Source organism: Sphingopyxis sp. Q841, from assembly GCF_052384365.1.
Classification (GTDB): Bacteria; Pseudomonadota; Alphaproteobacteria; order Sphingomonadales; family Sphingomonadaceae; genus Sphingopyxis; species Sphingopyxis terrae_A.
Map to the genome: position 1 here is coordinate 1,132,289 of NZ_JBQSUM010000001.1, position 14,994 is coordinate 1,147,282.

A 14,994-nucleotide genomic window follows, 5' to 3' on the forward strand; every position below is an offset into this window, starting at 1 on the left:
CCAAATCCGTCGGCCCTGAGCGTGTCGAAGGGCCGCCCTTCCTTCTGGCGAGGTTGAAAGAAAGAACAGTGCTTCGACAAGCTCAGCACGAACGGAAGACAGGGTGGCCATGATCCGCCTCGACGGCCACGAACGTATTGAGGGTGCGCTGCGTGGCGGCGTCATCGCGCTTGGAAATTTCGACGGCTTTCACGCCGGACACCAGGCGGTGGTCGGCCGCGCGGTGCATCATGCCAAGGACGACGGGCGCCCCGCGATCGTCGCGACCTTCGATCCGCATCCGGTGCGCGTCTTCAAACCCGACGCGCCGCCCTTCCGCCTGACCACGCTCGACCAGCGGCAGCAATTGTTCGGCGCGGCGGGCGCCGACGCAATGCTCGTCCTGCCCTTCGACGCCGCGCTCGCCGCAACGACGGCGGAGGATTTCATCACCGAATTGCTGCTCGAACGCTATGGCGCGGCGGGGGTCGTCACCGGTGCCGATTTCGTCTTCGGCAAGGGCCGCGGCGGCGATGTCGTGACCCTCGCCGATCATGCCCGCCGCCTCGGCTTCTTTACCGAGATGGTCGCGCCGGTCGACGACAGCGCCGAGGTGATCTCGTCGAGCCGCATCCGCGACGCGCTGCGCGCGGGCGACTGCGCGACCGCGGCGCGCCTGCTCACCCGCCCCTTCACGGTGCGCGGAACCGTCCAGCATGGCGACAAGAACGGCCGCCTGCTCGGCTTTCCGACCGCGAACATCGACATGGGCACCTATTTGCGCCCGCGCTACGGGATCTACGCCGTCACCGGCCGCCTGCTAAGCGAGGGGCCGGGGGGCCGCATCCTGAAAGGCGCCGCGAACCTCGGCATCCGGCCGAGCTTCGATCCGCCCAAGGAATTGCTCGAACCGCATTTCTTCGATTTCGACGGCGATCTCTACGGTCAGGAAATCGACGTCGAATTCCGCGCCTTCATCCGGCCCGAGGCGAAATATGACGGGATGGACGCGCTGATGGCGCAGATTGCGGCGGATTGTGACGAGGCGAAGCGGCTGCTCGCCGACGTCTGACATGCCCGCCATGAACCGGGGTCCGGGTCCAACTTGACGACGGGGGAAAGATGACCGACAGCGACGACTGGGCCGCCGGCCTCTCCGGCCCGCCCAAAAAGCCGATGAAGCGCGGCACCAAAATCTTCCTCTGGCTCTTCGCCGCGCTCGTCGCCTGGCTCACCCTGTCGAACGCGACCTGGCTCGCGCCCGATCCCGTCGGCAAGCGCGTCCTGATCGCGCACCGCGGCGTTTCGCAGCTTTTCGACCATCGCGGCGTCACCGACGACAGTTGCACCGCGACGCGCATCTATCCGCCCGAACATGCCTATATCGAAAACAGCCTGCCTTCGATGAAGGTCGCGATCGGCCGCGATGCCGGGGCGGTGAAGTTCGACGTCGCGGCGACGAAGGACGGCCGGCTTGCGGTGTTCCACGACTGGACGCTCGACTGCCGCACCGAGGGCAAGGGCAATATTCGCGACCGCACGATGGCCGAACTCAAACGGCTCGACATCGGCTACGGCTATACCGCCGACGGCGGAAAAACCTTCCCCCTGCGCGGCAAGGGGGTGGGATTGATGCCCAGCCTCGACGATGTGCTGCGCGACCTCGGCCATGCGTCGCTGATCGTCAACTTCAAGTCGCGCGACCCGCGCGAAGGCGCGCTGGCGCTCGCCGCCTTTGCCCGCGCGGGGATCGATCCGAACCAGCCGCGATTCGGCTTTTTCGGCAATGCGCGCGTGCTCCAGCCGATCCGCGCCCGCGCGCCGCGCGCCTGGACGCTCGACCCCGAAGGTGCCAAGCGCTGCACCGGCGATTACATCAAGTTCGGCTGGTCGGGCTGGTATCCGCCGAGCTGCGTCGGCGGCACGATCATGGTGCCGCTCGACTATCAATGGGCCTATTGGGGCTGGCCCGACCGCCTGCAGGCGCGCGCGGCGGCGCACGGCACCCGCGTCCTGATGACCGGCGCCCGCGGCGACAAACAGGGCGGCATGGGCCTGTGGCGCGTCGACCAGCTTACGCGCATCCCGGCCAGCTTTACCGGCTATGTGTGGATCGACGACATCTACAATCTCGGCCCGGCGCTCCGCCCGCGCCAGAAATAGCTACGTTTCGGGCCTAGTGAACCCCGGCGCAAGCCGGGCCCCAGACGCCCTTCGAATCGCCCCGGACACGGCGCGATCAACTTAAACGTGACTAGCGCGCCTCACTTGCGCTAAGCGCCGCGACCATGACCGACAGCACCTCCGCCCCCGATCAGCGCGATTACCGCGACACCGTCTTCCTGCCCAAGACCGACTTTCCGATGAAGGCCGGCCTGCCGCAGAAGGAGCCGCTGATTCTGGCGAAATGGCTCGAGAGCAATCTGGAGGCGCAGATTCGCGAAGCGCGCCGCGGCCGCGACCAGTTCATCCTCCACGACGGCCCGCCCTACGCCAATGGCGACATGCACATCGGCCATGCGCTCAACCATATCCTGAAGGACATGGTTGTCCGCACCCAGACGCTGAAGGGCAAAGACGCGCCCTATGTTCCAGGCTGGGATTGCCACGGCCTGCCGATCGAGTGGAAGGTCGAGGAACAATATCGCAAGAAAAAGCTCAACAAGGACGAGGTTCCGGTCGAGGAGTTCCGCGCCGAATGTCGCGCCTATGCGCAGCATTGGGTCGACACCCAGCGCGAGCAGCTCAAGCGTCTCGGCATCGGCGGCGACTGGGACCATCCGTATCTGACGATGGATTATGAGGCCGAGGCGACCATCGTGCGCGAACTCTTAAAATTCGCCGCCAATGACATGCTCTATCGCGGCGCCAAGCCGGTGATGTGGTCGCCGGTCGAAAAGACCGCGCTCGCCGAGGCCGAAGTCGAATATGAGGATATCGTCTCGACCCAGATCGACGTGGCGTTCGAGATCGTTGAAAGCCCGATCGCGGAGCTGGTCGGCGCGCATGCGGTGATCTGGACAACGACGCCTTGGACGATCCCGGTGAACCAGGCTTTGGCCTATGGGCCGGAGGTTGAATATGTGCTGGTAGCTACCGCGCGTGGCCAAGCCAAAATGCTCAACCCCGGCGATCCAATGCCCTTAGTTGAAGATCTCAAATATCTAGTCGCTGCACCGTTGCTGGACGAGTTCCACAAGCGCATCAAACATTCAGTGCACGGGTTCGCACCGGGCACCGTCGTAAAAACGATCAAAGGCAGCGACCTCGCCGGCACCATCGCCCGCCACCCGATGCACGCACTCGGCGGCTTCTTTGCGCGTCCGCGCCCCTTCCTCGCGGGCGATTTCGTCACCACCGACAGCGGCACGGGCCTCGTCCATATGTCGCCCGATCACGGCGAAGACGACTTCGACCTCTGCAAGGCGAATGGGCTCGACCCCGTCTTCGCGGTCGAGGGCGACGGCAAATATCGCGAGGACTGGGGCTGGCTCGGCGGTCAGGGATCGGTGATCAACCCCAAGTTCAACGCCCCCGACGGCCCGATCTGCTCAGACCTTCGCGAAGCCGGTGCGCTACTGGCCGCCAGCGCCGACTATAAGCACAGCTATCCGCACAGTTGGCGCTCGAAGGCCAAGATCATCTTCCGCTGCACCCCGCAATGGTTCGTGCCGATGGACAAGGTGATGACGCATATCGAGCCCAAGACGCGCAGCGAACGGCGCTGGGAAGGCGAAGGCGGCGCGATCAACCCCGCCGAAGAGGGCCTGTGCGACGCCCCGACCTTGCGGCAGGCGGCGATGCAGGCGATCGACGACACGCGCTTCGTCCCCGCCAAGGGCCGCAACCGCATCGGGTCGATGGTCGAAGGACGCCCCGACTGGGTGCTCAGCCGCCAGCGCGCATGGGGCGTGCCGATCACGCTGTTCGTCGACCGCAAGACCGGGCAATATCTCAACGACCCGCTTGTCAACGACCGCATCGTCGCGGCGGTGAAGGAAGCCGGCGTCGATGCGTGGAGCGACGCGCGCGCGCAGGAATATCTCGGCGATAGCTACAATGCCGCCGATTACGAGCGCATCACCGACATTCTCGACGTCTGGTTCGATTCGGGCTGCACCCACGCCTTCGTCCTCGAAAGCGGTCGCTGGCCCGCGCTCATCCGCCACGACGGCGGCACCCACAGCGCCGACCTCTATCTCGAAGGCAGCGACCAGCATCGCGGCTGGTTCCAGTCGTCGCTGCTCGAAAGCTGCGGCACGCGCGGGCAGGCGCCGTACAAGGCCGTCCTCACCCACGGCTTCACGATGGACGCCAAGGGCTTCAAAATGTCGAAGTCGCTGGGCAACACGATCAGCCCGATCGACCTGATGCGCGACTATGGCGCCGACATCCTGCGCCTGTGGGCGCTCAGCGTCGATTTCACCGAGGATCACCGCATCGGCAAGGAAATCCTCGCCGGGGTCGCCGACCAGTATCGCAAACTGCGCAATACCTTCCGCTACCTGCTCGGCGCGCTCGACGGGTTTACGGAGGAAGAACGCATCACCGACGTCGCGGCGATGCCCGAACTCGAACGCTATATGCTCTCGCTGCTCGCCGATCTCGACGCGAAGCTGCGCCAAGCGGTCGATGATTTCGACTATAACGCCTACACGCGCCTCCTCGCCGATTTCTGCAACGAGGATCTGTCGGCCTTTTATTTCGATATCCGCAAGGACGTCCTCTACTGCGACCTCGGCCCCGCCGCGCCGCTCGGCACCGACACCCGCCGCGCCTATCGCAGCGTGCTCGACGTGCTGTTCCACGCCCTCGTCCGCTACGCCGCGCCGGTGCTCGTGTTCACCAGCGAAGAAGTATGGGGCACGCGCTATCCCGACGCGGGCAGCGTCCACCTGCTGGAGTGGCCGGATTTCGCCGCCCTCCTCCGTCACCCCTGCGAAGGCGGGGGTCCAGCTTCCAACGACGGTGAAAAGCTGGATTCCCGCCTTCGCGGGAATGACGAGTTGATTGAGAAGTGGGCGCAAATCCGCGGCACCCGCGCTCTCGTCACCGAACGCATCGAGCCGCTGCGCCGCGAAAAGACCATCCGCTCCAGCCTCGAAGCCGAAGTATGGCTCCCGAGCGAAGCCGGCGACGTCGATTATGAGGAAATCTTCATCACCTCGACCGTCCATCAAGGCGACTGGGACGTGAAGCGCACCGAAAACCACAAATGCGGCCGCTGCTGGCGCCATCTGCCCGAAGTGACCGCCGACGGCGCCTTGTGCAATCGCTGCGAGACGGTATTGGACGCGCAATGAGCACGCGTTCTCCCCACCTGCGCTTCGGCCTGATCGTCGCCGCGGTCGCCTTTTGCCTCGATCAGCTCGTCAAATGGGTGGTGGTCGTGCCGCTGTCGCTCGAAACCCAGCCCTATGGGCAGATCGAGCTGCTACCGGTCTTCAACCTGACCTGGGCAGAAAATTGCGGCATTTCGCTGTCAATGTTCGCCAAGTGCAACGATACGACGCGCTGGACGCTCGTCGCGGTGACCGCCATCGTCGCGGCGGCGGTCGCGCTGTGGATGACGCGCGAAAAGGCGCGCGGCGACGTCATCGCGCTCGCGATGATCCTCGGCGGCGCGCTCGGCAATATCATCGATCGCCTGCGTTTCGGCTATGTCGTCGATTTCGCCGATCTGCATTTCGGGGCCTTCCGCCCCTTCATGATCTTCAACGTCGCCGACGCCTGCATCACGCTCGGCGTGCTTTTGCTGGTTGCGCGCGCGCTGCTCTTCGGCGAAAAGACCCCCACGGCCGCCGACCAGGCGGCGAAAGAGTAAACGGGGCGCATAGGGAGTCTATTTGAAGTGAACCGGACCAAAGCCATCCTTGCCGCCTCGATCGTCGCGATGACGCTGTCGGCCTGCGGATCGAACAGCCTGTTCAGCCGCCAGCGCCCCGACGAAATGGCGGTGTCGCGGCAGGCGCCGCTCGTCGTTCCGCCCGATTTCTCGCTGACCCCGCCCGCCCCCGGCGCGGCGCGGCCCGGCAACGAAACCACCGCCGAACAGACGCTGCGCGCGCTCTTCGGCGGCGAATCGCCGCGCAGCCCGGCCGAAGACGCGATCATCGGCAGCGCCGACGGCGCGCGCGCCGACCCCGGCATCCGCAGCCAGGTCGGCAGCCCCGACACGCAGGTCGTCGACAAGGGCCTCGTCACCCGCGACATCATCGCCGCGCCGCAGGGCGACGGCCGCGAAGCCAGCGCGTCGATCCCCGGCGCCTGATTCTGCGCGCAGGCAATTGATCGAAACGGCCCGGCACCCCCGGGCCGTTTTCATATCCCCACGAAAATCAGCGAAATCGCGACGAAAGCGATCAGCGCCTCGACCATTGCGCGCGAGGCATGGAGCGCGGCCCGCAGCCGGCCGATCCGCAGATGCTGTGCGAACCATAATATCTGCAAACTGCCGAACCATAGCAGCGCGGCGATGAGCAGCGCCAAGCCCCAGAGGGGACTGTCACCAGGCTTGAGCTGCATCAGAATTCCGCTCGTCGACACCATCAGCGCAAAGGGCGCGGTCACATAGCATTGGCTGTAGAAGGGCGCCTTGAGCGGCACCCGGTCGAGCTTGACGTTGCGCGCGCGTACCAGCCGCGCCGCCATGATCAACGGAAAGAGGCTGAAAAAGGCGACCCGCAGCAGGATGTAGGTCGAATCGTCATTGACCAGTCCGCCCAGTCCGGTCCGGCGCAAGATCACCGCATTCTGCCCCACGATAGACAGTTCGATCGCGTGGCAGATTACCAGCGTCAGCAGCAGGAACAGCGGCGGCGACAGCGTGTCGGTATATTGCCGCTCGGCCGGATCGCCCAGTTCGGCCTCCGAATAATCCATCATCTTGAGCGGCTGTGCGAGCGCCCGCCACAGCGTGACCGGATAGAAGATCAGCCACGACATGACCTCGTAGAGCAGTTCGTCGAGCGACTGGATCAGTTTCAGAAAATCCATCGACGCTCCCTTTCCTGCGGATCAGCTCGACGCGCGCGCTTTAGCCACCCGACGCTCAACCTCTTCTTCGAATGCCGTGCGTGGCCGCATCCGGTCGAGCGCGTCAAAAATCGCCTCCGCGCGGCGGTCATACTGATATTTCACGATATAGATATCGCCCGCCGATCGTTGCAATTCGCCCCCGACGCGCAGCAGAAAGCGCCGCATCGGATTGGTCGTCGGATATTTTTCGGGCTTGTGCAGGAAGAGCCCCACGAACTGTCCCATGTCGCTCGCGCGCCGGATCGAACGATGCGCGATCACCTGATCCGACCATTCGCGCACCATGATTCCCTTGGCATCGATGCGAAGCTGGACGCGCCGGTCGAACAGGCGGCGGACGATAATCGCGGCGACAAAGCCGAAAAAAGCGATGCCGGCGATCGCCGCCCCCGCGACCAGCCATGAACCCGACACGAACCCGGTGTTTGCCATCAACAGCGCCGCCGCAACAAAGGCCAAAGCGCCGGCCAGCGCCAGCAGCAGCCGCGGAATCGAATAATATGCTTCGAAGACCTCGCCAGAGGCCGCCGCGCCGCTCAAGCCCGTGCGCCCGCTTCCTCGACCCCCGCGCTATTGTGACGCAGCGCTTTCAGCACCGTGTCGACGATCTGCGGCGCATTCAGCCCCGCGGCGTCATATTGCGCCTGCGGCGAATCCTGGTCCTGGAACATGTCGGGCAGCCGCATCGTGCGCAGCTTCAGCCCTGCGTCGATCAGCCCCGCGTCGCTCGCCAGCGTCAGCACATGCGCGCCCAGCCCGCCGATCGCGCCCTCCTCGATCGTCACGCACACCTCGTGGCTCGCCAGCGTCTTGCGGATCAGCTCCTCGTCGAGCGGCTTGGCGAAGCGCAGGTCGATCACGCTCGTCGACAGACCGCGCGCTTCCAATGTGTCGGCGGCCTTCAGCGCCTCGGCAAGCCGGGTGCCGAGCGAGAAGATCGCGACCGTTTTGCCGGCACGCACGACGCGGCCTTTGCCGATCTCCAGCTTCTCGGGCGTGTCGGGCAGCGGTACGCCGGTGCCATTGCCGCGCGGATAGCGAAAGGCGATCGGGCCGTCGTCATATTCGGCCGCGGTATAGGTCATGTGGACCAGCTCGGCCTCGTCGGCAGCCGCCATCACCACCATATTGGGCAGCGTTGCGAGATAGGTGACGTCGAACGATCCCGCATGGGTCGATCCGTCGGCACCGACCAGCCCGGCGCGGTCGATCGCAAAACGCACCGGCAGATTCTGGATCGCAACATCATGCACGACCTGGTCATAGGCGCGCTGGAGGAAGGTCGAATAGATCGCCGCGAACGGCCGCATCCCCTGCGCCGCGAGCCCCGCCGCGAACGTCACCGCATGCTGTTCGGCGATGCCGACGTCGAAGCTCCGGTCGGGATGCGCCTTCGCAAATTTGTCGACCCCGGTGCCCGATGGCATCGCGGCGGTGATCGCGACGATGCGCGGGTCGCTGTCGGCGAGCTTGGCCAGCGTTTCGCCGAACACATTCTGATACGCGGGCGGCCCCGGCGGCGCCTTCGCCTGCTCGCCGGTGATGACATCGAATTTCTGGACGCCATGATATTTGTCGGCGGCGGCCTCGGCGGGGGCATAGCCCTTGCCCTTCATCGTCACCGCATGGATCAGCACCGGGCCATGGTCGCTGTCGCGGACATTCTCGAGCACCGGGATCAGATGGTCGAGATTATGGCCGTCGATCGGGCCGACATAATAAAAGCCCAGTTCCTCGAACAGCGTTCCGCCCATCGCCATGCCGCGCGCAAACTCGTCGGTCTTCCTCGCCGCCTTGTGCAGCGGCTGCGGCAGCTTGCGGGCGAAGCGCCGCGCGATTTCGCGCAGCTCGACGAAGGGCCGCGACGACACCAGCCGCGCCAGATAGGCCGACAGGCCCCCGACCGGCGGCGCAATCGACATGTCATTGTCGTTCAGGATGACGATCAGGCGATTGCCCGCCTGCTTGGCATTGTTCATCGCCTCATAGGCCATGCCCGCCGACATCGACCCGTCGCCGATCACCGCGATCGCGCGGCCGGGTTCGTTCTTCAGCTTGTTCGCGACCGCAAAGCCCAGCGCGGCGCTGATCGAGGTCGACGAATGGGCGGCGCCGAACGGGTCATATTCGCTCTCGCTGCGCTTGGTGAAGCCCGACAGCCCGCCGCCCTGGCGCAGCGTGCGGATCCGGTCGCGGCGGCCGGTGATGATCTTGTGCGGATAGCATTGGTGGCCGACGTCCCACACAATCTTGTCGCGGGGCGTGTCGAAGACATAATGCAGCGCGGTGGTAAGTTCGACGACGCCCAGCCCCGACCCCAGATGGCCGCCCGTGGTTCCCACGGCGGAAATGGTTTCAGCGCGCAGTTCGTCGGCGAACTGGCGAAGCTGTTCGGGCTTGAGCTTGCGGAGGTCGGCGGGGACATCCACCGTGTCGAGCAGCGGCGTATGCGGACGGTCGGTCATCGGCCCATCATAATGATAAGCGCCGATAGTGTCGAACGAAAAGGCGCTACTCGCCCTCGTCCTCGGCTCGCTTGGCCGCACCGATCTGTGCATAAAGCCCGCGCACCATCAGGTCGGTGAACACCAGCATCACGCCAATCATCCCGATCAGCAGTGCCACCGCCGCGACCGGAAACGGCCCCAGGCTCTCGATCAGCCCGCGCCGCATCGCAAGCGCCAGCAGCACCGCCGCCGCCATCAGCGCATAGCCGGCAAGGCGCGGAGCGCGGCTCATCGGCGCGCGGTCGGAAAGAGACGATCGGTCATCACCATGCCGTAGCGGAGCGCGGTGCCCGCGTCACCCCAGCCCCGCCGATCGCATCCGGCGCCGCATCGCCTCGATCAAAAGGCGGACCGCGGGCAGGCCGGCGCGCGACTGTTCGAAGACCAGATGGACAGGCAAGGGCGGCGGCTGCTTGGCGTTGAGCAGCGCGATCAGGCGCCCGCCATCGACGCCGTCCATCACCTGATAACTCAGCAGATTGGCGATTCCGATCCCCGCTTCGGCCGCCGCCATCGCCGCATCGACGGTGTTCACCACCAGCCGCGGGCGCGGCTCGACCCGCCAGCGACGCTCGGCAAAACTCCATTCGCCCGCCGCGCGCGGCCCGGTCGAGATGATCAGATCATGGTCGGCGAGCGCGTCGATCGTCGCGGGGGCGCCCCGCCGCGCCAGATAGCCGGGGCTCGCGACCAACATCTGCCGCACCGCGCCGATGCGGACCGCCTTCAGGCTCGAATCGGCAAGCGGTCCGATACGCAGCGCGATGTCGATGCCCTCCTCGACAATGCGGACATTGCGGTCGATCAGCATCATCCGCACCGCCAGCGCATCATGCCGGGCGAGCAGGTCGCCGACCACGGGCAGGACATGCAGCCGCCCGAACATCACCGGCGCGGTCAGGTAGAGTTGGCCGCGCGGTTCGGCCTCGCCACCGCGCAGCGCCCGCTCGGCCCCCGCAAGATCGGCCAGGATACGCCGCGCCTGCCCCAGAAAGACCGCGCCCTCGTCGGTCAGCGCGACCGCGCGGGTCGAGCGGTGGAAAAGGCTCGTGCCGAGCCGCTCCTCGAGCGCAGCAATGCCCCGCGTCACCGCGGGCGGCGAACTGCCGATCTTGCGCGCGGCGGCAGCGAATCCGCCTTCGCCCGCCACCGCCACGAACATCTCAAGAGTCAGCAGCCGGTCCATCGATTATTCCGCATATTGAAATAGAGATATCCATCAATCGCTGATTATCGCGCATACAGCAACACGATAGATAGGGTTTGCGAGCGAGGGAGGCCCCCAACCCCCGATCGCGGCGCCCCGCTCGCGCCCTCTTGTCGGAAGGCCCCCCGCATGGCGCAACATTATCTCCGCACTTTGTTCACCGACGCGGCGCGGCGCCTGCAGGCGCGGCACGGATCGCGCGCCAGCTACGCACGGATGGAGGCCGACAGCGACGGCAGCGACACGCTGACCGCCCGCGAACTCGACTTCATTGCCGCCCGCGACAGCTTCTATCTGGGCAGCATAACCGCCGACGGCTGGCCCTATATCCAGCACCGCGGTGGCCCGCCCGGCTTCCTGCGCCCGCTCGGCGGCAACCGCCTCGGCTTCGCCGACTTTACGGGCAACCGCCAATTTATCAGCACCGCCAATCTCGCTGAAAATCCGCGCGTCTCGCTGTTCCTGATGGACTATCCCAACCGCCGGCGGCTCAAACTGATCGGCGAGGGGCGGATCGTCGAGATCGCCGAAGATCCCGCGCTCGTGACCTCGCTGATGCCCGAAGGCTACCGCGCAACCCCCGAGCGCGGCTTCGTGATCGACGTCGCGGGTTTCGACTGGAACTGCCCCCAGCACATAACGCCGCGCTTCACCGAAGCCGAAATCTCCGCCGCCGTCCGTCCGATGGCTGCCGAGCTCAACCAGCTGCGCGCGCAGGTCGACGCATTGCGCGCGGCCCAGAAGGGAGAATGACAATGATCTGCCTCTATGGTTCGCCTCTGTCGGGCAATGCACACAAGGTGCGCATGGCGCTCGCCTTCCTCGGACTCGCCTATGAAGAAGAGACGGTCGACGCCGAGCGGCGGCAGGGCGATGCCTTTCGCGCGCTCAATCCGATGGCGCAGATACCCGTCTATGCCGAAGGCGATTTCGTCCTGCGCGACAGCCAGGCGATCCTTGCCTATCTCGCCGCCCGCCACCGGCCCGGGGACTGGGACGGCCACACGGCGGAAGAGCGCGGCGCGATTTCCGTCTGGCTGTCGCACGCCGCCAATGAAATCTTCAACGGCCCCGCGCTGCTGCGCGCCGAAAAGCTGTTCGGCTGGACGGTCGACCGGTCGCGCGCGCACGCCGTGGCGATGCGTATCCTCCCGGTCGTCGATGCGCATCTGGCCGCGCGCACCTGGCTTGTCGGCGACCGGCTGACGATCGCCGACATCGCCGCAAGCCCCTATCTGGCGCTCGCGCCCGACGGTGGCATCGACCTCGACGACTGGCCCCATATCCGCGACTGGACGCGCCGCATCGCTGCGCTGCCGTGCTTTCCCGCCATGCCCGGATGGCCCGCCACGAACGAATGGGTGCGAGAGGCAGCACAATGACCGGCACCCGCGCGCCGCTGCCGCCATTCGACGCTGCAAGCGCAGCGCACAAGGTCCGGCTGGCCGAGGATGGATGGAACAGCCGCGACCCCGCGCGCGTCGCGCTCGCCTATACGCCGGACAGCGTCTGGCGGAACCGCGACATCTTTCTTGCCGGGCGCGGCGCCATCATCGACTTCCTCGCCGCCAAATGGCAGCGCGAGCAGGATTACCGCCTGATCAAGACGCTGTGGGCCTTCACCGACAACCGGATCGCGGTGCGCTTCGCCTATGAATGGCACGACCATGACGGCCAATGGTGGCGGTCCTACGGCAATGAAAATTGGGAATTTGCAGCGGACGGCCAGATGGCGCGGCGCATCGCGAGCATCAACGACCTCGCCATTGCCGAGTCGGCGCGCTTGCTCCATTGGGATCGCGGCGACACGGGCCGCCGCCCTGACAATCACCCCGGCCTCGACGAACTGGGGCTCTAGCCTCCGCCCCCCGCAATCAAGGACAGACCGCATGAGCGCAAACCCCGCCCCAACCTTTGCCTCGATCATGTTCCTCACCGGGGTCGGCATCCCGATCCTCGCCGCGCTCAACGGCGGGCTCGGCGGACGGCTTGGCAGCCCGATGGCGGCATCGGTCATCCTCTTCGGGCTTGCACTGCTCGTTGCGCTTACCGGGGCTGTCGCGACCGGCGCGCTCGGCGACATCCGCTTTTCCGCCGACATTCCCTTTCATTTCTATTTCGGCGGGCTGTTCGTTGCTTTCTACGTGATCTCCGTGACCTTCATCGCGCCGCGCTTCGGGGTCGGCAATGCGATCTTCTTCGTGCTGGTGGGACAGCTGACGAGCGCCGCGATCATCGATCATTTCGGCCTGTTCGGCGCCCAGCGCTTTCCGGTCGACACCGCGCGGCTCGCCGGAATTGCGCTGATGGTCGCAGGGGTCTGGCTGGCACGCCGCACCGGCTGACCGCGCGTCGGCACGGGCGCTTTTGATCCACATCAAAGCGGACTGGCGCGACTCATGCTCGATAGTATAGGGTAATCACCCTAACTAGAGAAAATGGGAGCGGACAAGCCATGACGACCACGACGGCGCGCGCCGCGGCGCGCGAAGCCACCACTGCCAAGGATGCCAATCATGTCGACGTGCTGATCGTCGGCGCGGGGATTTCGGGCATCGGTTCGGCCTATCATCTCCAGCATCAGTGCCCCGGCAAAAGCTATGCGATCCTCGAGATGAAGGACACGTTCGGCGGCACTTGGGAAACGCACAAATATCCCGGCGTCCGCTCCGATTCGGATCTCTACACCTTCGGCTATCGCTTCAAGCCCTGGGTCGGCGCGCCGATCGCCAGCGCCGATGAAATCCTGAAATATATGGGCGAGGTGATCGACGAAAACGGCATCGGCGACCATATTCATTACGGCCACCGCATCACCGCCTGCCGCTGGTCGAGCGAGCAGAACTGCTGGACGGTAGAGGCGGTGCGCAAGGCCGATGGCGCCGCCGTCGTCTTCACCGCCAATTTCCTGTGGATGTGCCAGGGCTATTACGACCATGAGAAGCCCTACATCCCCGACTGGCCGGGCCTTTCGGACTATAAGGGCCAGTTCGTCCACGCCCAGCTCTGGGATCCCGCGACCGACTATGCGGGCAAGCGCATCCTCGTCATCGGATCGGGCGCGACCGCCGCGACGATCGTCCCCGCCTTTGCCGAGAAGGCGGCGCATGTAACGATGCTCCAGCGCTCGCCGACCTATTTTTTCTGCTCCGAAAACAAGAACGAACTTGCCGACCGGCTGCGCGAGGTCGGGATCGACGAACCTACGGTCCACCGCGTCGTGCGCGCGCAGATCATGCACGATCAGGATCTGATGACGCGCCGCTGCCAGACCGAACCCGATCAGGTGTTCGAAGAGCTGAAAGAGCTGATCCGCGCCTTTTCGGGCGATCCGGATTTTTCGTTCGAACCGCATTTCACCCCGAAATACCGCCCCTGGCAGCAGCGGCTCGCCTTCTGCCCCGAAGGCGACATCTTCCGTGCCGCGACGGCGGGCAAGCTGACCGTCGTCACCGACACGATCGACAGCTTCACCGAAACGGGCGTCCGCACCGCGGACGGAACCGAGATCGAGGCCGATATCATCGTCGCCGCAACGGGCTTCAACCTCTCGGTCATGGGCGGTATCCCGTTCGAGGTCGACGGCAAGCCCGTCGATTGGGCCGACACCGTCACCTACCGCGGCATGATGATGACCGGCGTTCCCAACATGGCGTGGGTGATGGGCTATTTCCGCGCGAGCTGGACGCTGCGCGTCGACATGATGGGCGATTTCGTCTGCAATCTGCTCAACCACATGGACGATATCGGCGCAAAGAAGGTCGAGGTCGTGCTGCGCCCGCAGGACGAGGGGATGGCGATCATGCCGTGGATCGAGGCGGACAATTTCAATCCCGGCTATCTGATGCGCGGGCTCGATGCGATGCCGCGGCGCGGCGACAAGCCCGAATGGCGGCACAATCAGGATTACTGGGCCGAAAAGGATGCGTTCCCGCTCATCGACCTGCGCAGCGACGAATTCCGCTACGCCTGATCGCGATCCGGCGGATGGCTATTCAGCCATCCGCCGCTTGTGGTGGCGGGTGCGCCGCACGATCACGACGACGAACAGCGTCCAGCTGAGCAGCAGCGCCGCCCAGCCCCAATATTGCGTCGGCAGCGGGCCGAGCATCCACGGACCGCCCATCCGCGGCCCCATCAGCAGCGCGAGCGCGAGCAGGCTTGCGGCAAAGCCGACGCGCCGCATCCCGCGCCCGACGCCGAGCAGTTCACGGCGATAGGCGGCGCGCGCCTCGGGATCGTCCAGATCGGGTCGCATCGGCA

16 protein-coding genes are annotated in these 14,994 nt (G+C 65.6%); 10 read left to right on the forward strand and 6 right to left on the reverse strand.

Features of this window, described 5'->3' with window-relative positions; genetic code table 11:
- Window positions 1-109 precede the first annotated feature (109 nt).
- The 5 genes from ACT17R_RS05595 (at window position 110) to ACT17R_RS05615 (ending at window position 6,250) form a co-directional block, all read left to right on the forward strand.
- Complete coding sequence (locus ACT17R_RS05595) at window positions 110-1,051, forward strand: bifunctional riboflavin kinase/FAD synthetase (RefSeq protein ID WP_444809129.1); 942 nt, start codon at window positions 110-112, stop codon at window positions 1,049-1,051.
- A gap of 50 nt (window positions 1,052-1,101) precedes the next feature.
- Complete coding sequence (locus tag ACT17R_RS05600) at window positions 1,102-2,142, forward strand: glycerophosphodiester phosphodiesterase family protein (protein ID WP_444809130.1); 1,041 nt, start codon at window positions 1,102-1,104, stop codon at window positions 2,140-2,142.
- Window positions 2,143-2,267: 125 nt separating this feature from the next.
- Window positions 2,268-5,282 carry an isoleucine--tRNA ligase gene (ileS, locus tag ACT17R_RS05605; RefSeq protein WP_062901766.1) on the forward strand — a complete coding sequence of 1,005 codons (3,015 nt, stop codon included), beginning with the start codon at window positions 2,268-2,270 and terminating at the stop codon, window positions 5,280-5,282.
- Window positions 5,279-5,803, forward strand: a complete 525-nt coding sequence (lspA, locus tag ACT17R_RS05610; RefSeq protein WP_444809131.1) for a signal peptidase II — start codon at window positions 5,279-5,281, stop codon at window positions 5,801-5,803. The genes ileS and lspA overlap by 4 nt, the downstream gene beginning before the upstream one ends.
- Window positions 5,804-5,830: 27 nt before the next feature.
- Window positions 5,831-6,250: a DUF3035 domain-containing protein gene (locus ACT17R_RS05615; protein ID WP_003040968.1), complete on the forward strand. Its 420-nt coding sequence runs from the start codon at window positions 5,831-5,833 to the stop codon at window positions 6,248-6,250.
- 50 nt (window positions 6,251-6,300) lie between these two features.
- On the opposite strand, the gene ACT17R_RS05620 is transcribed toward ACT17R_RS05615, so the two are convergent.
- From ACT17R_RS05620 to ACT17R_RS05640, 5 genes are all read right to left on the reverse strand, one after another.
- A complete protein-coding gene (locus ACT17R_RS05620; RefSeq protein WP_062901764.1) occupies window positions 6,301-6,975 on the reverse strand; it encodes a hypothetical protein in 675 nt (224 codons plus the stop codon).
- 21 nt (window positions 6,976-6,996) lie between these two features.
- Window positions 6,997-7,557: an STM3941 family protein gene (locus tag ACT17R_RS05625; RefSeq protein ID WP_062901763.1), complete on the reverse strand. Its 561-nt coding sequence runs from the start codon at window positions 7,555-7,557 to the stop codon at window positions 6,997-6,999.
- Window positions 7,554-9,482 carry a 1-deoxy-D-xylulose-5-phosphate synthase gene (gene dxs / locus ACT17R_RS05630; RefSeq protein WP_062901762.1) on the reverse strand — a complete coding sequence of 643 codons (1,929 nt, stop codon included), beginning with the start codon at window positions 9,480-9,482 and terminating at the stop codon, window positions 7,554-7,556. Before dxs ends, ACT17R_RS05625 begins: the two co-directional genes overlap by 4 nt.
- Window positions 9,483-9,528: 46 nt before the next feature.
- A complete protein-coding gene (locus ACT17R_RS05635; RefSeq protein WP_003040979.1) occupies window positions 9,529-9,756 on the reverse strand; it encodes a hypothetical protein in 228 nt (75 codons plus the stop codon).
- Window positions 9,757-9,819: 63 nt separating this feature from the next.
- Window positions 9,820-10,710 (reverse strand): LysR substrate-binding domain-containing protein, encoded by an 891-nt coding sequence (locus ACT17R_RS05640; RefSeq protein WP_062901761.1) that lies wholly within the window; start codon window positions 10,708-10,710, stop codon window positions 9,820-9,822.
- Window positions 10,711-10,860: 150 nt separating this feature from the next.
- Here ACT17R_RS05640 and ACT17R_RS05645 point away from each other — a divergent pair, with 150 nt between their 5' ends.
- The 5 genes from ACT17R_RS05645 to ACT17R_RS05665 all read left to right on the forward strand — a co-directional run bounded on the left by ACT17R_RS05645 (window position 10,861) and on the right by ACT17R_RS05665 (window position 14,704).
- Window positions 10,861-11,484 carry a pyridoxamine 5'-phosphate oxidase family protein gene (locus ACT17R_RS05645; RefSeq protein ID WP_062901760.1) on the forward strand — a complete coding sequence of 208 codons (624 nt, stop codon included), beginning with the start codon at window positions 10,861-10,863 and terminating at the stop codon, window positions 11,482-11,484.
- The gene (locus tag ACT17R_RS05650; RefSeq protein WP_444809132.1) at window positions 11,481-12,113 is read left to right on the forward strand and encodes a glutathione S-transferase family protein; all 633 of its coding nucleotides are present in this window, start codon (window positions 11,481-11,483) and stop codon (window positions 12,111-12,113) included. The genes ACT17R_RS05645 and ACT17R_RS05650 overlap by 4 nt, the downstream gene beginning before the upstream one ends.
- Entirely contained in the window at window positions 12,110-12,589 is a 480-nt protein-coding gene (locus tag ACT17R_RS05655; protein WP_444809133.1) for a nuclear transport factor 2 family protein, read from the forward strand. The genes ACT17R_RS05650 and ACT17R_RS05655 overlap by 4 nt, the downstream gene beginning before the upstream one ends.
- 31 nt (window positions 12,590-12,620) lie before the next feature.
- The gene (locus tag ACT17R_RS05660) at window positions 12,621-13,076 is read left to right on the forward strand and encodes a DMT family transporter (RefSeq protein ID WP_062768265.1); all 456 of its coding nucleotides are present in this window, start codon (window positions 12,621-12,623) and stop codon (window positions 13,074-13,076) included.
- Window positions 13,077-13,186: 110 nt separating this feature from the next.
- Complete coding sequence (locus tag ACT17R_RS05665) at window positions 13,187-14,704, forward strand: flavin-containing monooxygenase (protein WP_062901757.1); 1,518 nt, start codon at window positions 13,187-13,189, stop codon at window positions 14,702-14,704.
- Window positions 14,705-14,722: 18 nt separating this feature from the next.
- On the opposite strand, the gene ACT17R_RS05670 is transcribed toward ACT17R_RS05665, so the two are convergent.
- Entirely contained in the window at window positions 14,723-14,989 is a 267-nt protein-coding gene (locus tag ACT17R_RS05670; protein WP_156000960.1) for a hypothetical protein, read from the reverse strand.
- Between the last annotated feature and the right edge of the window lie 5 nt (window positions 14,990-14,994).